This is a genomic window from Pantoea sp. B_9 (assembly GCF_008632015.1).
Classification (GTDB): Bacteria; Pseudomonadota; Gammaproteobacteria; order Enterobacterales; family Enterobacteriaceae; genus Pantoea; species Pantoea dispersa.
Window position 1 is genome coordinate 120140 of record NZ_VWVL01000009.1, and the last position, 20462, is coordinate 140601.

At 58.8% G+C, this 20462-nt stretch carries 17 protein-coding genes; 5 read left to right on the forward strand and 12 right to left on the reverse strand.

Features of this window, described 5'->3' with window-relative positions; genetic code table 11:
- Nucleotides 1-2 precede the first annotated feature (2 nt).
- On the forward strand, nt 3-2072 hold the full coding sequence (gene glyS / locus F3I21_RS21445; RefSeq protein WP_150059704.1) for a glycine--tRNA ligase subunit beta: 2070 nt from the start codon (nt 3-5) through the stop codon (nt 2070-2072).
- A gap of 51 nt (nt 2073-2123) precedes the next feature.
- On the opposite strand, the gene selB is transcribed toward glyS, so the two are convergent.
- The 7 genes from selB to fdnG form a co-directional block, all read right to left on the reverse strand.
- Nucleotides 2124-3977 (reverse strand): selenocysteine-specific translation elongation factor, encoded by a 1854-nt coding sequence (gene selB / locus F3I21_RS21450; protein WP_150059705.1) that lies wholly within the window; start codon nt 3975-3977, stop codon nt 2124-2126.
- Nucleotides 3974-5353, reverse strand: a complete 1380-nt coding sequence (selA, locus tag F3I21_RS21455) for an L-seryl-tRNA(Sec) selenium transferase (RefSeq protein ID WP_104189538.1) — start codon at nt 5351-5353, stop codon at nt 3974-3976. Before selA ends, selB begins: the two co-directional genes overlap by 4 nt.
- 8 nt (nt 5354-5361) lie before the next feature.
- The gene (locus F3I21_RS21460; RefSeq protein ID WP_021506859.1) at nt 5362-5973 is read right to left on the reverse strand and encodes a glutathione S-transferase; all 612 of its coding nucleotides are present in this window, start codon (nt 5971-5973) and stop codon (nt 5362-5364) included.
- Nucleotides 5974-6088: 115 nt separating this feature from the next.
- The gene (gene fdhE / locus F3I21_RS21465) at nt 6089-7015 is read right to left on the reverse strand and encodes a formate dehydrogenase accessory protein FdhE (RefSeq protein ID WP_058770768.1); all 927 of its coding nucleotides are present in this window, start codon (nt 7013-7015) and stop codon (nt 6089-6091) included.
- A complete protein-coding gene (gene fdoI, locus F3I21_RS21470; RefSeq protein WP_031279592.1) occupies nt 7015-7656 on the reverse strand; it encodes a formate dehydrogenase cytochrome b556 subunit in 642 nt (213 codons plus the stop codon). The genes fdhE and fdoI overlap by 1 nt, the downstream gene beginning before the upstream one ends.
- A complete protein-coding gene (gene fdxH / locus F3I21_RS21475; protein ID WP_150059706.1) occupies nt 7656-8555 on the reverse strand; it encodes a formate dehydrogenase subunit beta in 900 nt (299 codons plus the stop codon). Before fdxH ends, fdoI begins: the two co-directional genes overlap by 1 nt.
- Nucleotides 8556-8567: 12 nt before the next feature.
- Entirely contained in the window at nt 8568-11615 is a 3048-nt protein-coding gene (gene fdnG / locus F3I21_RS21480) for a formate dehydrogenase-N subunit alpha (protein WP_150059707.1), read from the reverse strand.
- Nucleotides 11616-11758: 143 nt separating this feature from the next.
- Here fdnG and fdhD point away from each other — a divergent pair, with 143 nt between their 5' ends.
- Entirely contained in the window at nt 11759-12589 is an 831-nt protein-coding gene (gene fdhD, locus F3I21_RS21485) for a formate dehydrogenase accessory sulfurtransferase FdhD (protein WP_058770769.1), read from the forward strand.
- Nucleotides 12590-12793: 204 nt separating this feature from the next.
- Complete coding sequence (locus F3I21_RS21490) at nt 12794-13909, forward strand: glycosyltransferase family 9 protein (protein ID WP_058770770.1); 1116 nt, start codon at nt 12794-12796, stop codon at nt 13907-13909.
- A gap of 51 nt (nt 13910-13960) precedes the next feature.
- Here the strand turns inward: F3I21_RS21490 and F3I21_RS21495 are convergent, their stop codons facing one another.
- Nucleotides 13961-14734 (reverse strand): DeoR/GlpR family DNA-binding transcription regulator, encoded by a 774-nt coding sequence (locus F3I21_RS21495; RefSeq protein ID WP_088516188.1) that lies wholly within the window; start codon nt 14732-14734, stop codon nt 13961-13963.
- A gap of 173 nt (nt 14735-14907) precedes the next feature.
- Between F3I21_RS21495 and F3I21_RS21500 the strand changes: the two genes are divergently transcribed.
- Nucleotides 14908-16248: an aspartate aminotransferase family protein gene (locus F3I21_RS21500; protein ID WP_150059708.1), complete on the forward strand. Its 1341-nt coding sequence runs from the start codon at nt 14908-14910 to the stop codon at nt 16246-16248.
- 92 nt (nt 16249-16340) lie between these two features.
- On the opposite strand, the gene alsE is transcribed toward F3I21_RS21500, so the two are convergent.
- From alsE to F3I21_RS21520, 4 genes are read right to left on the reverse strand one after another with little or no spacing between them, the layout of a single operon-like run.
- Nucleotides 16341-17021, reverse strand: a complete 681-nt coding sequence (gene alsE / locus F3I21_RS21505) for a D-allulose 6-phosphate 3-epimerase (protein WP_021506849.1) — start codon at nt 17019-17021, stop codon at nt 16341-16343.
- A gap of 49 nt (nt 17022-17070) precedes the next feature.
- Complete coding sequence (locus tag F3I21_RS21510; RefSeq protein WP_058758148.1) at nt 17071-18333, reverse strand: PTS ascorbate transporter subunit IIC; 1263 nt, start codon at nt 18331-18333, stop codon at nt 17071-17073.
- 35 nt (nt 18334-18368) lie between these two features.
- Nucleotides 18369-18635: a PTS sugar transporter subunit IIB gene (locus F3I21_RS21515; protein ID WP_021313417.1), complete on the reverse strand. Its 267-nt coding sequence runs from the start codon at nt 18633-18635 to the stop codon at nt 18369-18371.
- Nucleotides 18636-18654: 19 nt separating this feature from the next.
- Nucleotides 18655-19095, reverse strand: a complete 441-nt coding sequence (locus tag F3I21_RS21520) for a PTS sugar transporter subunit IIA (protein WP_058758147.1) — start codon at nt 19093-19095, stop codon at nt 18655-18657.
- Nucleotides 19096-19407: 312 nt separating this feature from the next.
- Here F3I21_RS21520 and F3I21_RS21525 point away from each other — a divergent pair, with 312 nt between their 5' ends.
- Complete coding sequence (locus F3I21_RS21525) at nt 19408-20433, forward strand: LacI family DNA-binding transcriptional regulator (protein WP_021506846.1); 1026 nt, start codon at nt 19408-19410, stop codon at nt 20431-20433.
- Nucleotides 20434-20462 lie beyond the last annotated feature (29 nt).

Below are 20462 nucleotides of genomic sequence, written 5' to 3' on the forward strand. Positions count from 1 at the left end.
CCATGACCGATAAAACTTTCCTGGTGGAAATTGGCACCGAAGAGTTGCCTCCGAAAGCCCTGCGCAGCCTGGCAGAAGCCTTTGCTGCGCACTTTACCGCTGAGCTCGACAGTGCCGGTCTGGCGCATGGCGACGTCAGCTGGTTTGCGGCACCGCGCCGTCTGGCGCTGAAAGTGGCACAGCTGGCGGCCGCGCAGCCCGATCGCGAAGTAGAAAAGCGCGGCCCGGCCGTCGCTGCGGCGTTTGATGCCGAAGGCAAGCCGACTAAAGCGGCAGAAGGCTGGGCACGTGGCAACGGCATCACCGTAGAGCAGGCTGAGCGTCTCAGCACTGACAAAGGCGAGTGGCTGGTGCATCGTGCTGCGGTAAAAGGCGAAAGCGCGCAGGCGCTGCTGCCGGCGATGGTCGCGACCGCACTGAGCAAGCTGCCGATTCCAAAACTGATGCGCTGGGGTGCCAGCGACGTGCAGTTCGTGCGTCCGGTGCACACCGTGACGCTGCTGCTGGGTGATGAGCTGATTCCGGCCACCATCCTCGGTATTCAGTCCGATCGCGTCATTCGCGGCCACCGCTTCATGGGCGAGCCGGAGTTGACGCTGGGCAACGCCGATCAGTATCCGCAGCTGCTGCAGGAGCGCGGTAAAGTGATCGCCGATTACGCCACGCGTAAAGCCAAAATCAAAGCCGATGCCGAAGCCGCCGCGCAGCAGCTGGGCGGTAAAGCCGACCTGAGCGACAGCCTGCTGGAAGAGGTGGCTTCGCTGGTGGAGTGGCCGGTGGTGCTGACGGCGAAGTTTGAAGAGAAGTTCCTCGCGGTACCGGCTGAAGCGCTGGTGTACACCATGAAAGGGGATCAGAAGTACTTCCCGGTTTACGCGGAAGACGGCCAGCTGCTGCCCAACTTCATATTTGTCACTAACATTGAATCGCGCGATCCGCAGCAGATCATTGCCGGTAATGAAAAAGTGGTGCGTCCGCGTCTGGCCGATGCCGAGTTCTTCTTCAACACCGACCGCAAAAAGCGTCTGGAAGATAACCTGCCGCGTCTGGAAACCGTGCTGTTCCAGAAAGAGCTGGGTACGCTGCGTGACAAAACCGACCGTATTCAGGCGCTGGCCGGCTGGATTGCCGCGCAGATTGGCGCTGATGTCAATCACGCCACGCGCGCCGGCCTGCTGTCGAAGTGCGACCTGATGACCAATATGGTGTTCGAGTTCACCGACACCCAGGGTGTGATGGGCATGCACTACGCGCGCCACGATGGCGAAGCGGAAGATGTGGCGGTCGCACTTAACGAGCAGTACCAGCCGCGTTTCGCCGGTGACGATCTGCCGTCCAGCCCGGTGGCCTGCGCCGTGGCGATTGCCGATAAAATGGATACCCTGGCCGGTATCTTCGGCATCGGACAGCATCCGAAAGGCGATAAAGACCCGTTTGCGCTGCGTCGTGCCGCGCTGGGCGTGCTGCGTATCATCGTTGAGAAGAACCTGCCGCTCGATCTGCAAACCCTGACGGAAGAAGCGGTGCGCCTGTACGGCAGCAAGCTGAGCAACGCCAATGTGGTCGATGATGTCATCGACTTCATGCTGGGCCGTTTCCGCGCCTGGTATCAGGAAGAGGGCCACAGCGTTGACACCATTCAGGCGGTGCTGGCGCGTCGTCCAACCCGTCCGGCCGATTTCGATGCACGTATGAAGGCGGTTTCGCACTTCCGTACGCTGGAAGCTGCTTCGGCGCTGGCGGCGGCTAACAAGCGCGTGTCGAATATCCTGGCGAAAGCCACCGAAACCCTGAACGACAGCGTGCAGGCGTCCCTGCTGAAAGAGAACGCTGAAATTCAGCTGGCGACCTTTGTCACCGCGCTGGGCGACAAGCTGCAGCCGTACTTTGCGGAAGGCCGCTATCAGGATGCCCTGGTGGAGCTGGCGCAGCTGCGCGAAGCGGTGGATAACTTCTTCGACAACGTCATGGTGAATGCCGATGACGAAGCGGTGCGTATCAATCGCCTGACGCTGCTGGCGCAACTGCGCGAGCTGTTCCTGCAGGTGGCGGACATTTCGCTGCTGCAGTAAGCGATGGGCAGAAGTGAACCGAAGGGACGAGCAATCGTCCCTTTTTTTGTTTCAGGCGGCAGAAGGGGTGAACAGGCGCGCGTCGCGAAGCAGGTGATCGTTACCGCGACGGCGGGTAAAGCCGCTGCGGTCAAAGAATTCCAGAATCTGCACCGCGACTTTGCGGCCGGTACCCAGCTGGTTGCGGAAGTCAGCGGCGCTGGTGCTGCCTCCGGCGGCCGCACGATGACGAATCAGATCGGCGAAGATCTGGATCTGCGCGCTGCGGTAGTAGCGATCGCGCACGATCGCCGTGATATGGCCGAGACGCGCCGCGGTGAGTAATAAACCGCGAATCTGCTCTTCATCCTGCTGCAGCGCATCGGCAATATCGCGCACCCACAGCGGCTGGTCGCTGAACAGCGGCTCGACCTGCTGCCACAGCGTGGCTTCCTGCGGATTAAAGCGCGGCGCGAAGTCGGGCAGGTGCAGCCAGCCCTGTTTCTGCCGCAGCTCGCCTTGTGCCAGCATCTGATCGATTAATCCCGGCACCAGCGGTGCCGGCGCATGCGGCAGCGCCACACGGCGCAGGCGATCGTGGCCGGTGCCCGGCAGCTCAGGGTGCTGCTGGTGGAAGGCGCTCAGCGCTTCCCGTAAACGCTGCTGCCAGGCGCTGGCCATGGTGTCGCTCATCAGGCTGGTACCCAGCCGTACCGGATTCAGCGGCAGCAGCAGCGCGTCCAGCGCCGGCGCAGTGAGCTGGCGCGCCCAGCCGAGCTCGTCATACGCGGCCGGTTGATACGCCAGATGCGCCTGCAGGCTGGCGCTGTCATCGCGCGCCGCGGCCAGCTGCTGTAGCCACTGCAGATAGTCCGGCTGGCGTTTACCGCGCTTTTTGCTGTCGCACAGCAGTACGCGTCCGCCGCCCAGCGTGTGCTGCGCATTGCTGTCGCGGATAATGATCCGATCGTTTTCCACCAGCCACAACGGCTGGCTGAGCACCAGTTCAGCCACATCGTCCGTGAGCTGCGTTAAGCGGCCGGTGACGTGGCTGGCCGCGTGATGCAGATGCACCGGCTGTGAGGCCGTTTTCAGCGGCTGCAGCAGGCGCAGTGCGACGATCAGCCGCTGCGTGCCGGCGGGACGCGGCTGCGCCAGCAGCCAGTCGCCGCGCGTAATCTGTGCTTTCTCTACGTCACCGACGATATTCAGCGCGATGCGCTCGCCCGCCTGGGCGCGCGTCACTGGCTGGTTCTGCGCATGCAGCGCCCGCACTCGCAGCGGCAGGTTCAGGCTGCTGAGCCACAGCGTGTCGCCCACCCTGACTTCACCGCTCAGCGCGGTGCCGGTGACCACCAGCCCGGTGCCTTTCAGCGTGAAAGCGCGGTCGATGGCGAGCCGGAAACGGCGGCCAGGCTCAAACGCCGGTGCGTTCAGGCTGCTGAGGTGCTGGCGCAGCGTTTCAATGCCCTGCAGCGTATGGCTGCTGGTAACAAACTGCGCTGCCGCTGGCCAGCCGAGCTGCTGCGTGAGCTGCGCGACCTGCTGCTGCACCTCTGCGATGCGTGCGGCGTCAACGCGGTCGGCTTTGGTCAGCGCCACGCTCAGCGGCGGCTGTCCGGCGAGGCTCAGCAACTGTAAATGCTCACGCGTCTGCGGCATCACGCCATCGTCACAGGCCACCACCAGCAGCGCATGATGAATGCCGCCGATGCCGGCCAGCATGTTGGCGAGAAATTTTTCATGGCCAGGCACATCAATGAAGCCCAGCGTGCGGCCATCGGGCTGCGGCCAGTAGGCATATCCGAGATCGATGGTCATGCCGCGCCGTTTCTCTTCCGGCAGGCGATCGGCATCAACACCGGTCAGGGCCTGCAACAGCGCGGTTTTACCGTGATCGACATGTCCGGCCGTGGCAATAATCATGGTACTAAGGTCCGTATCAGGGCGGCTTCGTCATCAAGGCAGCGTAAATCCAGCCACAGTTTGCCCTCCTGCAGGCGGCCGATCACCGGGCGTGCCAGCTGGCGCCAGCGCTGCGCCAGGGCGTTGAGCTGGCTGCCGTGACCGTCGCGTGGCGTGAAGGTGATAGCAAAGCTGGGCAGACGTTCGACCGGCAGCGAACCGCTGCCAATTTGCGAGGAACAGGCAGCGATCGCCAGCGAAAAATCGGCGCTGAAGGCGTGCTCCAGCGCCGGCATCAGACGTTCAGCCTGTTGCAGAATATCGTGCGCGCTGCGCGTCAGCAGGCGCAGTGTCGGCAGCGCCTCGTGCAGGGTTTCCGGCTGACGGTAGAGCTGCAGCGTCGCTTCCAGCGCCGCCAGCGTCATTTTATCGACGCGCAGTGCGCGCTTCAGCGGATGCTGTTGCAGCTGGTCAATCAGCGCTTTTTTGCCGACGATAATCCCGGCCTGCGGGCCACCCAGCAGTTTGTCACCGGAGAAACTCACCAGGCTCACGCCGGCCGCAATCAGCTGCTGCGGCATCGGTTCAGGCGGCAACCCGTACGCCGTCATATCCACCAGCGAACCGCTGCCGAGATCGCTGATCACCGGCAGGCCGTGCGCGTCGCCTAACTGCACCAGCTCGGCTTCAGACACGGCATGGGTAAAGCCCTGAATCTGGTAATTACTGGTGTGTACCTTCATCAGCAGGCCGCTATCCCCGGCGATGGCGCCGCGATAATCCTTCAGATGGGTGCGATTGGTGGTGCCAACCTCCACCAATCGGCAGCCCGCCTGGCGCATCACGTCAGGGATACGGAATGCGCCGCCGATCTCCACCAGTTCGCCGCGCGACATAATCACGTCGCGACCCGCTGCCAGGCTGGCCAGCATCAGCAGTACCGCAGCGGCGTTGTTATTGACGATACAGGCAGCTTCGGCGCCGGTTAGCTCGCACAGCAGTGCGCTGACTGCGCGATCGCGATGACCGCGCGCCGCGTCGTCCAGCGCATACTCCAGCGTTACCGGCTGGCGCAGACAGGCGCTGACCGCTGCGATGGCGCGATCGCTGAGCTGCGCGCGCCCGAGATTGGTGTGCAGCACGGTGCCGGTCAGGTTAAACACCGGGCGCAGCGCGCTTTGCTGCTGCTGCTGTGCGCGGCGCAGCGCTTCATCCGGCCAGCTGGCGTGCCAGTGCGGTAACGATTGATGTTGCTGAATGTGGTCGCGCGCCTCCTGCTGCATGCCGCGCAGCTGGCGCGTGATAAAGGCGGTACCGGATTGTGCCAGCAGCGGCTGCAGCGCCGGATCGCGCAGCAGGCTGTCGATGGCAGGGAGCTGACTGTAGAGGGCTTTCATCACATCACTTAGTGGGTGGGCGGAACCGTACGGGCAAAGCTTTCCCGCTCGAACAGCGTTTCTGCCAGTTTAACCAGCGCCGGGCGATTGACGCACCAGTTGGGCAGCACGCGGCGAAAATTGAGATAGCCCAGGGTGCAGCCGGTAGCGATATCGGCGAGGTTGAGCGTGCCGCTGTTGAGCAACTCGCCCTGTGCGGCGGCGGTTTCCAGCGCGTCGAGGCCGCGCGCGATTTTCTCGCGATTACGCAGCAGCACCTCTTCCGATTGCCGATCGCCGGGACGCATCTGTTCGCGCACGATCATCACCGCCGCATCATTGATGCCGTCGGCCAGCTTCTCCAGCTGGCGGATCTGCAGGGCGCGCAGTGCGTCGTCGGGCAGCAGGGCAGGCGCATCGCCACGCAGCTCAATCACCTGAGCAATAATTGAGGAGTCAAACCAGGTCAGCTGCTGGTCATCAATGAAGGCCGGCACTTTACCCAGCGGATTGTACTGCGGGACGTGGCTGTCAGGCTCCCACGGAGAGTGGTTGACGAATTCAAACACCAGGCCCTTTTCCAGCAGGATCACTGAGATTTTGCGCACAAACGGGCTGGTATAGCTGCCAATCAGTTTCATCGAAGCCTCCGTGTGAATGATCAATTCAGGCAACAGGGATGACGCAGGTGAATAAACCTGGTCGCCATGAATGGCGACCCTACCATGTCCGGCGTCCAATCATGCGCACGTGGCATCAATCCCCGGGAAACATAAACGGATTCAGGCTGCTGCGCGCGAATCCTTCCTGCTCCATGCGGGCATCCAGCACCAGCGAGGCGAGATCGTCGGCCACCGGTTCCAGCGCCGGATCTTTCTCCTGGTATAGCATCTTCAGATAGGTACCGCAGTCGCCGCAGCTTTCGGCTTTCACGGCGGCCTGCTCGCTGTCCAGCGACCAGTAATGCAGATCGCGCGTTTGCTCGCAGTTCGAGCACTTGCTGCGCACCACGTACCACTCGCTTTCGCACAGATTACAGTGCAGATAGCGCAGACCCTGCTGGCCAACGTCCATGTGCACCACGCTGGCGACCGGCACGCTGGCGCACACCGGGCAGAACTGACGGTGTTCGCCATATTCGGCCCGCGCTTTGCCGGGGATCATCGCCGCCATCTGCGCCCAGTAAATTGACAGCGCCGCCCAGATGAACGGGGCTTTATCACTGCTGACCTGGGCGAATTCGCCTTCCAGCAGCGCGCTGGCAAGGGTTTCCAGCTCGGTTGACGAGGCCTTCTCCAGATTCTCCAGCACTGCCAGCGCCTGGCCGCTCATCTCTGGCTTCAGCTCGGCGATCAGCGAATGCAGCAGCCGCTGCCAGTGCACATCGCGCGGGTAAGTGTGGATATCCAGCGGCGGTTTGCCCTGCTGCGCGCTCTCTGCCAGCCGCTGATGCAGATCGATCTGCAGCGGATGGTCATACAGCACGATTTCCTGGGCCTGCGCGATCACCGCGGCAAAACGCAGGTAGTCGCCCAGCGGATTTTTCGCCGCCAGATCACGCAACCGCGCCGCACGGCGGCTGTAGAGATTTTTCAGCCGGGGGAAAAGTAACGGCGGAACTTGCTCCGCCGTGTTCTTTTCGCTCTTCTCCAGCTGCTCCTGCGGGATGATGCGAATACTCATCAGGGACGTTTTTCCTGTTGTGTTTGGCGTTGGCGCTGCTCGCGATACCAGCGTGGGTGATGTTTCTTCGCCCACGCGGCCGGTACCCAGCCCTCAACCATGGCGGTAATGGTGCCTTTCACCCACAGGGCGGCATAAATATGCACCATAATCGTCATGATCAGTGCCACAGCCGAGACCGAATGCACCACCAGCGCGGCGCGAATCAGCGGAATGGTGAAGTACCCGGCGAACCAGGGGCGCCAGATGACAATTCCGCTCGCCAGCAGCAAGACTAAGCTGATGATAGCAGCCCAGAACACACACTTCTGCCCGAAGTTGTATTTCCCGGTATCGCCCACCTCTTCATTACGCACGATTTTGCGGATATTTTTCGCCCATACCAGATCGTCGCGCTGGATAAGATTGTGCTTCCAGTAGCGTAAGAACATGATAATAAAGGCTGCAAACATCACCACGCCGACGAACGGGTGCAGAATACGCGCCAGCTGTGGCGTGCCGAGCACATGCATCAGCCAGTTAAACGACGGGAAAAAGAAACCCAGTCCGCTGAGCGCGGCAAACACAAAACAGAACGCGACAATCCAGTGATTGATGCGTTCCGGCGCGCTGTAGCGCACCAGACGATCGCGCTTTTTCATCATTCGCGCTCCTCTTTTTCATGCAGGTTTTCGTCGTCGTCCTCTTCCACCCGGTTCGGACCGACACCAACGTAGTGGAACACCGCGGCGGCGAAGGTGGCGGCAAAGCCGATAGCAGCCAGCGGTTTCCAGACGCCTTTCCAGAAGGTGACCGCCGGGCTGATGCTCGGGTTGGCCGGCAGGCCGTGATACAGCTGCGGTTTGTCGGCGTGGTGCAGCACGTACATGACGTGCGTGCCGCCGACGCCAGCCGGATCGTACAGCCCGGCGTTGGCATAGCCGCGCGTGTTCAGCTCGGCGACGCGATCGGCAGCCAGCTGCTGCATATCGCTTTTGCTGCCGAAGTGAATCGCCCCGGTCGGACAGGTTTTCACGCACGCCGGTTCCTGACCGACGTTAACGCGATCGACGCACAGCGTGCATTTATACACGCGGTTGTCGTCTTTATTCAGCCGCGGCACGTCAAACGGACAGCCGGCGATGCAGTAGCCGCAGCCAATGCACTGTTCCGACTGAAAATCGACAATCCCGTTCGCGTACTGAATAATCGCGCCTTCCGACGGACAGGCTTTCAGGCAGCCGGGATCGGCGCAGTGCATGCAGCCATCCTTGCGGATCAGCCACTCCAGCTTGCCGTTCTCCTCGACTTCCGAGAAACGCATCACTGTCCAGGATTTGGAGGTCAAATCCGCCGGGTTGTCATACACCCCGACGTTATGACCGACCTCGTCGCGGATGTCGTTCCACTCTGAACACGCGACCTGACACGCCTTACAGCCGATGCAGGTGGTGACGTCGATCAGTTTCGCCACTTCCTGCTGATGGTCACGCGCCTGCGGGGCAGGCGTGAAACCATTGGTGGCGGAGCGGCGGATAATGTCTTGCGATTGATAAGCCATCTTCGTTCTCCGTTACACCTTCTCGACGTTAACCAGGAACGCCTTAAACTCCGGCGTTTGCGTGTTGGCGTCACCGACAAACGGCGTCAGGGTATTGGCGATAAAGCCTTTTTTCGCCACGCCCTGATAGCCCCAGTGAATCGGGATGCCAATGGTATCGACAGTTTTGCCATCGACGTTGAGCGGCCGCAGACGCTTGGTGACCACCGCTTTGGCTTTGATATAGCCGCGGTTGGAACTCACCTTCACCGTATCGCCCTGGGCGATGCCGAGCTTGTTCGCCAGCTTCTCACCAATCTCCACAAACTGTTCCGGCTGTGCGATGGCGTTAAGCAACGCGTGTTTGGTCCAGTAGTGGAAATGCTCGGTCAGACGATACGTGGTGCCGACATACGGGAACTGCTCCGCTTTGCCCATCGCCGCCAGATCGTCTTTGAACACGCGCGCGGCCGGGTTGGAGACCACGTCAGGATGCAGCGGGTTGGTGCCGAGCGGCGTTTCAAACGGCTCGTAGTGCTCCGGGAACGGTCCTTCTGCCATTTTGTCGATGGCGAACAGGCGGCCCATGCCTTCCGGCTGCATAATAAACGGCCCGACGTTACTGCCCGGCGCGGCCGTGCTGTAGTCCGGAATATCCATACCGCCCCACTTGCTGCCATCCCATTTGAGGATCTGGCGTTTCGGATCCCACGGGTTGCCCTGCGGGTCGGCGGAGGCGCGGTTATACAGGATGCGGCGGTTCAGCGGCCACGCCCAGCTCCAGTTCAGCGTATTGCCCAGCCCGCTCGGATCGGTGTTATCGCGGCGCGCCATCTGGTTACCGTCCGGCGTCCAGCTACCGGCGAAAATCCAGCAACCGCTGCTGGTGCTGCCGTCATCTTTCAGATGGGCAAAGGTGCTGAGCTGCTGGCCTTTTTTCACCAGTAGCGTGCCTTTGTCATCGTAGATGTCCGCCAGCGCTTTGCCGTTGCTCTCCATCGCCACCTCTTCCGAGGCCGGATTGTCGGGCGTCAGGTAGTTCCAGGTCATGTTCAGCACCGGCTCTGGCTGTGCACCGCCTTCGCGCGCATACATCTCACGCAGACGCAGATAGATACCGGAAAGAATTTCACCGTCGTTGAGCGCTTCGCCCGGCGCATCCTGACCTTTCCAGTGCCACTGCAGCCAGCGGCCGGAGTTGACGATTGAGCCGTTCTCCTCGGCAAAGCAGGTTGACGGCAGACGGAACACTTCGGTCTGAATCTGCGCCGGATCGACATCGTTAAACTCGCCGTGGTTTTGCCAGAAGGTCGAGGTTTCGGTGTTGAGCGGGTCGATGGTGACGAGGAACTTCAGCTTCGACAGCGAATCAATCACTTTGCGCTTGTTCGGGAACGACGCCACCGGGTTAAAGCCCTGGCACAGATAGCCGTTGACCTTGCCCTGCGACATCATCTCGAAGTACTGCAGCACGTCGTAGCCTTTGTCCCACTTCGGCAGCCAGTCAAAGCCCCAGCTGTTCTCCGCCTGCGCTTTATCGCCAAAGAAGGCTTTCATCATGCTGACGAAGAATTTCGGGTAGTTGCCCCAGTAATTCACCTGGCCCGGCAGCGTCGGCTTCGGCGTGTTCGCCGCCAGATAGCTGGTGAGATCGGTCTGTTTTTCTGACGGCAGCGTCATATAGCCCGGCAGGCTTTGCGACAGCAGGCCAAGATCGGTCAGACCCTGAATATTGGAGTGTCCGCGCAGCGCATTGACGCCGCCGCCGGCCATCCCCATATTGCCCAGCAGCAGCTGAATCATCGCCATGGTGCGAATGTTCTGCGCCCCGACCGAGTGCTGTGTCCAGCCCAGCGCATACAGGAACGAGGTGGTGCGGTCGCGCGCGCTGGTTTCGCCAATCAGCTCACAGACGTGCAGGAAATCCGCTTTTGGCGTGCCGCAGATGCGCTCGACCATTTCCGGCGTATAACGGCTGACGTGCTGCTTCAGCAGATTCCAGACGCAGCGCGGATGGCTCAGGCTGTCATCGCGTTTGGCAAAGCCGTCGTCGCCCAGCTCGTAGTTCCAGCTGGTTTTGTCATATTTGCGATTGGCTTCGTCGTAGCCGCTGAACAGGCCATCGTCGAAATGGTAATCCTCCCGCACGATCAGGCTGGCATTGGTGTACGCCTGCACATATTCATGCTGGATTTTGTCATTCTGCAGCAGCCACAGCAGCACACCCGACAGGAAGGCAATGTCGGTGCCGGGGCGGATAGGCGTGTAAAAGTCTGCCACCGATGCCGTGCGCGTGAAGCGCGGATCGATAACAATCAGTTTGGCTTTGTTGTGAATTTTGGCTTCCATCGCCCAGCGGAAACCGACCGGATGCGCCTCAGCAGCGTTTCCGCCCATCACCACAACCAGATTGGCATTACGGATGTCGACCCAGTGGTTGGTCATCGCACCGCGACCAAATGTTGGAGCAAGACTTGCTACCGTTGGTCCGTGTCAGACGCGTGCCTGGTTGTCGACCGCCAGCATACCGAGCGATCGGGTAAATTTTTGCGTTAAGTAGCCGGTTTCGTTGCTGGAGGCCGAAGCGCACAGCATGCCGGTAGAGAGCCAGCGGTTTACCGTCACGCCGGCGGCGTTCTGCGCGATAAAGTTGGCGTCGCGATCGGCTTTCATCAACTGCGCGATGCGCGTAAAGGCGTCATCCCAGCTGATGCGCTGCCATTTGTCGGAGCCTGGCGCACGGTATTCCGGATATTTCAGACGGCTGTCGCTGTGGACAAAATCAAGCAGGCCCGCGCCTTTAGGACAGAGCGCGCCGCGGCTCACCGGATGGTCCGGATCCCCTTCGATGTGGAAAATGGTCTCTTTGGCGTTTTTCGCGCCATCGCCGAGGCTGTATATTAACAGGCCACAGCCGACTGAGCAGTAAGTGCAGGTATTACGGGTTTCGCGGGCACGCAGCAACTTATACTGCCGTGTTTCCGCCAGCGCGGCTTCCGGCGTAAAGCCGAGCAGTGCTGCCGTGGTTCCTGCCATACCGCCAGCGCAGATCTTGAAGAATTTTCTTCGGCTGACGTTCATGGGTAATCCTTGAGTCGACATTGCTGTAATAATTTTTTTGCGCTGGATGGAGCCGGGGTTCAGAATGGCTCCACGCAGGATTGCGTCAAAAGCGACCTGATATTACCACTACTTTAATGTGGTTGTTATGCGAGACGAGAGAAGTGAAAGCGAAACAGCAAAAAAGTAACCAGAATGTGAATGAGATCGCAGGACTGAGCCAGACCACCGTATGGCAGCGCCACGCGATTACTGAAGCGGAAAGCGACTGGCTGGCGCAGGAAGTGCCGGTGGCGCTGGTCTACAACGGTATTTCACACGTGGTGATGATGGCGACGCCGGATAATCTGCAGGCTTTTGCGCTCGGTTTTTCGCTTTCCGAAGGCATTATTGAGCAACCCGGCGAGATCTATGGCATGGATGTGGTGCCGGGCTGCAATGGGTTCGAAGTGCAGATCGAACTCTCCAGCCGGCGTTTTATGGCGCTGAAGGCGCAGCGTCGCGCCATGGCGGGCCGCACCGGTTGCGGCGTATGCGGGGTGGAGCAGCTGGATCAAATCGGCAAGCCGGTGCAGCCGCTGCCGTTTACGCAGACCTTCGATCTGGCCTGCCTTGATAACGGGCTGGCACAGCTGCGCGATTTCCAGCCCATCGGCAATCTGACCGGCTGTACGCACGCCGCCGCGTGGATGTCGCCGCGGGGCGAACTGCAGGGCGGCTGCGAAGACGTGGGTCGCCACGTGGCGCTGGATAAGCTGCTGGGTCAGCGCAGCCAGCAGCACTGGCAGCAGGGTGCGGTGCTGGTTTCCAGCCGCGCCAGCTATGAGATGGTGCAAAAATCTGCCATGTGCGGCGTAGAGATTCTGTTTGCCGTCTCGGCCGCCACCCAGCTGGCCGTTGAAGTGGCCGAGCGCTGTAACCTGACGCTGGTCGGTTTTTCTAAACCGGGACGCGCCACGGTGTACAGCCATCCGCAGCGTCTGATTAACGGTTGATGTGCGATACATGCCGGGAATTTCATCGTTCGCGGCATGCGGCGTACCGGGAGGTGTCAGGCAATCTTTTATTACGCTGCGCTTTTCTGGTTAGCCTGCTAAATAATATGCATGCAATAGTTTTTAATGTGACATTCTTTTTGATAGGAATGAAGAAGTTGATGCGCTATCATTAACGTCTCAATCAATAATAATATATCCATTATGGCTTTAATTAAAAAGCTGCGGCAGCTGAATCGCAGGCGTAATTATTTAAAGAAAGAGATTAAATATTCTCTTGATCTTTATTTTGCAGCAAGGAAATGGAAAAAGTCTTCATGCCACAAACAGAATAAACAGGATATCAAATCCATTCTGCTGGTTCGCAATGAAGGTAAAATCGGCGATGCCATTGTTTCTACGTGTTTTCTCAGAGCGCTGTTTGAAGCCGGGTATCGTGTAGATATTCTGGCGGTAAAGGAGAATGAGAGCCTTTTCCGACATAACCCTTATATTCACAACATCTATCTCTCGGACAGTTTCAGCGATTGTCATCAGCGCGATAAATATGACACCGCCATCGGGAGTGAGGTCGTGACCCTCCTGAGAGACAATGCTTACGATTTATTGATCGATACGGCTATCTGGCAAACCGCGCTGTATATGCCCAAAATGATTGCCGATATCAATCCTAAAATGACGCTGGGTTTCAACAAGCCTGGCTGGCTTAAACCTTACGATATCAACATTCAGTTCGATCACCTTAATAACCACGTTAAAAATATCTATCGTGCGGTTCTTGACTATCTTCAGGTTGAGACGGTTGATGGGCTGAATTATGAAATATTTTACCCTGAGCGCATTGATGCCGAAATTCACCAGTCCGGCATGTTTTCCGCTGATGAGCACAATATTTTAATCAATATTTATGCCAGTCATGCCGATCGTGACCTCTCTGAGCAGCAGCTGAATGAGCTAATCGGGGCGATTGTCAGGCACAATGCGGCCACCAATATCGTGGTGCTCGATCACAAAGGCGCGCTGGAACAGGCGTCGCTGCACCCCGCGAAGTTATACCGCGTTCCCTCGCTGTATCATGCTTTCGCTGCGGTTAAGAAAAGTGACTGCGTGATTACTCCCGATACCGCCGTGGTGCATATCTCGGCGGCTTATAACAAAGCCCTGGTTGGCATCTATCAGGACTCACTGAAAAATAATCAGCTGTGGTCGCCTGGCTACAGTAACGGCCATCAGATATTTTCCGATGAGTTTGTTTTTAAAAATGACGGACGGCTGGTTGAGAAAATAAGCCAAAAAATCCACACGCTGGTTCAGCCATAATCGATGAGGTCACCGTGCCGTCAGTACGGTGACCGTGCATCGGGCAGTTCCTTACACCACCTGCACCGCTAACGCCTGCTGCAGAGCGCTGAGCGCACCGGGCTTTGCCGCGCCGCCGTCGCAAATCAACAGATCGATATCGCCGACAGGGGCGTACTGGGTACGGCTGATCACGCCGAGTTTACTGTGATCCGCCAGCAGCAGGGTGCGGCTGGCCTGCTGTACCATGGCGTGCGCGATGGCGGCTTCATGCGGATGGAAGCTGCTGGCGCCGTTTCGGGCATCGATGCCGACCGGTGACAGCAGCGCCACGTCGGCGCGATATCGATAAATTTCCCCCACCGTCATTTCTCCCCGCGTCTGCTGCGCGCCGGCCATCATCATGCCGCCCAGCAGCAGCACCTGGTTATTCAGGGTTTCATGCTCTTCGGCCGCGCTAAGCGCCAGTGCCGCCTGCAGACTGTTAGTGATGATGGTCAGGCCGGACATGGTGCGCAGCTCTTCAGCCAGCAGCGTGGTGGTGGTGCCGGCATCGAGGAACAGCGTCTGGCCGGGCTGCAGATGTTGTACCGCCGCGGCGGCAATCGCGCGTTTCTCTCTGGCCTGTGCGTTACGGCGCACCTGCAGCGGTGGCTCCGGCGGGCTCTCCAGCGCCACCAGACCGCCATGTACGCGGCGCGCCAGCCCCTGCGCCTCAAGCGAAATGATATCGCGCCGTGCCGTTTCCCGTGAAATGCCCAGCTCTTTGATGATGCGTTCAGTGCTGAGCTGATGTTGCGTGCTCAGCAGCGCGCGGATGCGATGTAAACGGGTTTCCTGCAGCATGACGTTTCCCTGTGGCAGAGCGAAGCTGGGCCTAAGCTTACCTGAGTGTCATCGTGGCGTCATGTGTATTTGGTTGTATTTGTGTATTTGGTTGCATTTTTCACTAAAGCAGGCATGATGTTCGCAGAGATCAGGCTGCAAACACCCCTTTCACCTTCGCAACGGGAGTTACCATGGTTACACGTTCCACCATCATGGATACCAACAGTTTTCGCGCCGAACACGCCGACGCGCTGGATCCGGCCACCCGCACTCTGACGGACAAGCGCAGCAAAGTGCTGGGCGAATCGTATCGTCTGTTTTATCGCAAGCCGGTGCATCTGGTGCGCGGCGAAGGGCAGTATTTGTGGGATGCGGCGGGTAACAAATATCTGGATGTGTATAACAATGTGGCGAGTATCGGCCACTGCCATCCGGCGGTCATTGAGGCAGTGAATCAGCAGATGAAGATGCTGAACACGCACACGCGTTATCTGCACGAGCGCATTCTTGACTACAGCGAAGCGTTGCTGGCGACCACGCCGGAAGCCATCGACCGCGCCATGTATATGTGTACCGGCTCAGAAGCCAACGATTTGGCGATTCGCGTGGCGCGCGCCTGGAGCGGCGGCACCGGCATTATTGTCTCGCAGGAGGCGTACCACGGTACCAGTGATTTGACCTCTGGCGCGTCACCGGCGCTGGGTAGCGGTCAGCCGCTGGCCGCGACCACCCGTCTGGTGCCACCGCCGGATACTTATCGAGTCGATGCGCCCGACCTCGGGGCATGGTTCGCCGATCAGATTCAGCAGCAGATTGATGACATGAAAGCGCACGGCATTAAATTCGCCGGTTTCCTCGCCGACTCGATCTTCTCCTCCGACGGCGTGCTGCCTAATCCGCGCGGATTCCTGCAGCAAGCGGTAGATGTGGTGCATGCTAACGGCGGCATTTTTATCGCTGATGAAGTGCAGCCCGGCTTTGCCCGTACTGGCGATGCCTTCTGGGGCTTTGCCCGTCACGGCGTGGTGCCGGATGTGGTCACCACCGGTAAGCCGATGGGCAACGGTATTCCGGTTTCCGGCCTGCTGGCGAAAAGCGACGTGCTGGCCGCGTTCAGCGATGAGATCCCTTATTTCAATACTTTCGGCGGCAATCCGGTGGCGATGGCCGCTGCGCAGGCGGTGCTGACGGTGATTCAGGAAGAGGGGCTGCAGGAGCATAGCCGCGTGGTCGGCGCACAGCTGCTGGCGGAGCTGCAGAAGCTGATGGACAGCCATGACTGCATTGGTGATGTGCGCGGTGCTGGGCTGTTTATTGGGTTTGAGCTGGTGCAGGATCGCAGCAGTAAGACGCCGGACAAAGCGCTGGCGCTGGATTTGATCGAGAAGCTGCGCGATCACCATGTGCTGACGTCGGTGGCCGGGCCGTACGGCAACGTGCTGAAACTGCGTCCGCCGCTGGCGTTCCAGAGCGGTGATATCGACTGGCTGGTGGGAGCACTGGATAAGTCGCTGACCGAGCTGGGGCGTTAATTACTCAGATATCAGGTCGCCATGAATGGCGACCCTTCAGCATAATGTGCCAGATGCGCGTTGATGCGCATCTGGCAGGGCGTGAAAGGACATCACGCTGCGGCCGTTTCCTGCGCAAAAATCTGCTCCATCTTCTGCCACGCCTGCGCCACATCATCGTCGAGATTGAACAGGCCGGAGGTGCCGACAATAAACACGTCGACGCCCGAGGCGGCAATCTGCTTAAAGGTGCGCGCATTGCACGACCCATCGATTTCGGTCAGATAGTGATAACCGTGCGTTTCCCGCATGGCGATCAGCTGGCGAATTTTGTTCAGCGTTTCCGGAATAAATTTCTGCCCGGCGAAACCGGGATCGACGGACATCACCGTCACTTTATCCAGCAGATGCGCATACTCACGAATGCTGTCGGCCGGCGTCGCCGGATTCAGCACCACGCCGCAGCGACGGCCGGCCTCTTTAATTTGCGTCAGCAGGCGAAAAATTTTGTTATTCGCCGTCTCCGGATGGAAACTGATAATATCCGCGCCGGCATCAATACACATCGGAATAATATCTTCCGGGTGGTTCACCATTAAATGCACATCAATCGGCACATCGGTAATTTTACGCAGGTTCTCAATAAAGAACGGCGACAGCGTAATATTCTTAACATAGCTGCCATCCATAATATCGACATGATAGAACGAGGCGCTGGCGTTCATCGCTTCGATCTGCTCGCGGAAGCGGGTCAAATCCATGCACATCAGGGACGGTGAAAAGCGGGCGTTCATGCTGATTTCCTCATTACGCAAACAGCGCCCGCAGGCGCTGTCTGTGACATCAATGGAAGAACGAAATAATATGGCCGAGCACAATGCCGACGATACCGAAGTCCGCATCACCAAAGGTGGTGGACGCGAAGCCAAGGTCACCCATCAGCGGCAGCAGAATGGCGGGCAGGAAGGAGATCAGCAGCCCCTGAACAAAGGAACCGATGATGGCACCGCGCCGTCCGCCGGTGATGTTGCCGTAGACGCCAGCGGTCGCGCCGCAGAAGAAGTGCGGCACCAGGCCCGGCACAATCACGCTCAGACCGAACAGCGGGCACAGGAACATGCTGATCAGCCCGGCGGCGAAGCTGCACAGGAAGCCGATGATTACGGCGTTCGGCGCGAACGGGAAGACCGTCGGGCAATCCAGCGCTGGTTTTGCGTTCGGCACCAGTTTATCGGCGATGCCTTTGAACGCCGGGACGATCTCGGCAATCACCATGCGTACACCGGCAAGAATGATGTAAACACCCGCAGCAAAGGTGATTGACTGGATAATGGCAAAGACGATGAAGTTCTGACCGCCGCTCACCTGGCTTTCGGTAAACTCTTTACCGGCGACCAGCACCAGCGCGACAAACAGAATCATCATGGTCAGCGAAATTGCCACGGACGAGTCGCGCAGGAAGTTGAGGGTTTTCGGTACTTTCAGCTCTTCAATTGATGGGCTGCCTTTGCCCACCGCTTTGCCGACCAGCGCCGACAGCAGGTAGCCGGTGGAGCCAAAGTGGCCCAGCGCCAGGTCGTCCGAGTTGGTGATTTTGCGGGTGAACGGCTGCAGAATCGCCGGGCATACCACCATCATGGTGCCGAGAATCAGCGAGCCGATCAGCACCAGCCAGAAGCCGTGCACGCCGCCCACCGACAGGATCACCGCCAGCATGGCCGACATATACAGCGTATGGTGCCCGGTCAGGAAGATGTATTTCAGCGGCGTAATGCGCGCCAGCACAATATTCACCAGCATACCGAACACCATGATCATCGCGGTTTCGGTACCGTAGTTTTTCTGTGCCAGCGCGGCCATCGCATCGGTATTCGGCACCACGCCCTGAATATTGAACGAGTGCTCGAATAGCTGGCTGAAGATGGTCAGGGTGGCCGCAATTAAGTTGGCCCCGGCGATAAGAATAACAAAACCCATGATGGTTTTTAGCGTACCGGAAATCACATCGGATACCGGTTTCTTTTGCAGTAATAAACCAATCAGGGAAAAAAGGCCGACAAGTATAGCGGGTGTTCCAAGAACATCCTTAATTATAAACTGCAGCATAAATTACTCCGTGTGAGTAAATTTCGTCGGGTCAATTACAGGTTGTCGGCGAGAATTTCTTTAATTCTGGCATTATCCAGTAAATTGCTCAGGCCAAATACCTGTGCGCTGTGGCTCGACAGCTGGTCAGCGATATCTTTAGCGCTGATGATAATATCGGCCTGCTCGGATTTGGCAGAGGTTAAATCGGTATGACCCACTTCAGCCTCTTTACCCAGCTCCTTAATAATTTTCTTCACGTTCATTTCCACAATGAAGCTGCTGCCTAAACCGTTTCCACACACAATCAGTACTTTTTTCATTTTCAGGTTTCTCTGGTGATTAATCTTTAATGACAGCTTCAATTGCTGGCAGGGTCGATGCCGACAGCAACTGCTGCAGGCGGGATTCGTCGCTGAACACCTCAGCCAGCGCAGTGATCATCTGAATATGATCGTCGCCAGACAGGGCGCACAGCATAATAACGACAAACACCGGGTCGTTTTCATCGGCGGCAAAATTCACGCCTTGTTTTACGTGCAGCAGCGACAGGCCGTTTTTGCGTGCACCCTGTTCCGGACGCGCATGCGGCATCGCCAGACCCGGCGCCAGCACATAATAGGGACCCAGCTCAGCGTGCGACGTAAAGATCGCATCCAGATAAGCCGGGGTAATTGCCCCCTCCGCCAGCAGCGGCTCGGCCGATAAACGCACCGCTTCCTGCCAGTCGCTAACGTCGTCTACTATCCGGATATGTTGCGGTGTCAGCCATTGAGTGAGCATCAGTAATTCCTGTTTATTCGTCGATGCGGTGCACTGTAGGTGATTTTATCGCCTGGGTTCTGTGATGTTGCTCGCAAAAGTTAGCGCTAACACGAATGATGTTAAAAAGTGTGTTAGCGATAACATTTTTGCGCGCGCGGTTTGTCACGCTGAGGCCGGGGTGACATGCTCAGGCCAGCGAAAATCACGCAGCCAATGAGACATGCCCGATTCTGTGGTTTTTAACATGGCACCAATTTGCTTTTGGTTTTAAGCTGCGTGCGGATAAATCGAGCGCTACCCGGAACCAGCAGGGTAGAGACAGGAGAACGCATGACAGAAAAACGACGGCGCAGTACCGGCAAAAGCACGCTGGCCGATGTTGCCCGTTTGGTCGGTGTCAGCGCCATGACGGCGTCGCGCGCTTTGCGTATGCCGGAGAAAGTGTCGCCCGAAATTCGCGCAAGGATCGACGCGGCCGTCGCGGAACTGGCCTATGTGCCCAACGTGCAGGCGCGTAACCTGGCGTCAGCCTCGTCGCGACTGATCACCATGGTGGTACCCTCATTTGCGACGCCGGGCAGCGCGATTGTGTCAGAGGCGCTGCAGGAGGTGCTGCGGCCGCAGGGCTATAACATGATGCTGGCCGAAGCCAATCACTCGGCGGCGGAGGAGAGCGAGCTGATTGAGATGCTGCTCTCTTACAACCCGGCCGCGATGGTGCACTTCAATTTCGACAATGCCGCCGAAGCGCAGCGCCTGCTGAGTAACTCCGGCCTGCCGGTGATGGACATCGGCGGCGTGCATCAGGATTCTGCCGGCATCAGCATCGGCGTGGACTATGCGAAAGCCATTCGCCAGCTGGTAAACAGCCTGGTGGAGCGCGGCTATCGCCATCCCGGCCTGCTGTGCACACAAACGCACAGCACTATTTTCCGTCAGCTGCTCAATGGCTGGCACAGCGGGATGCTGGCGCTGAATCTGGCACCGCACCGCGTAGTGACCTCACCGAAAATGCCCACCTTTGCCGCCGGCCACAGCCTGCTGGCAGAGATCCGTCTCACCTGGCCGGAACTGGACGTCCTGATCTGTACCAGCGATGAAGTGGCGTGCGGTGCCATCATGGCCTGTCACGCAGCGGGCGTCTCGGTGCCCAGCCAGCTGGCGATTGCCAGCATCGGCGGTGGCCCGCTGGCGGCGGTATGTTCGCCGCCGCTGACCAGCATTGTGCTGCCGTACGAGGAGATGGGGCGCATGGCCGGTAAACGCCTGCTGGCGGCGCTCAACGGCGACGAACCGCCTGCCATCAATGAGCTGCCAGTGCAGCTTAAGCTGCGCGCCAGTACGCACAAGGTGTAGCCGTGTGTGCGCACCTTTTGCCAGATTGA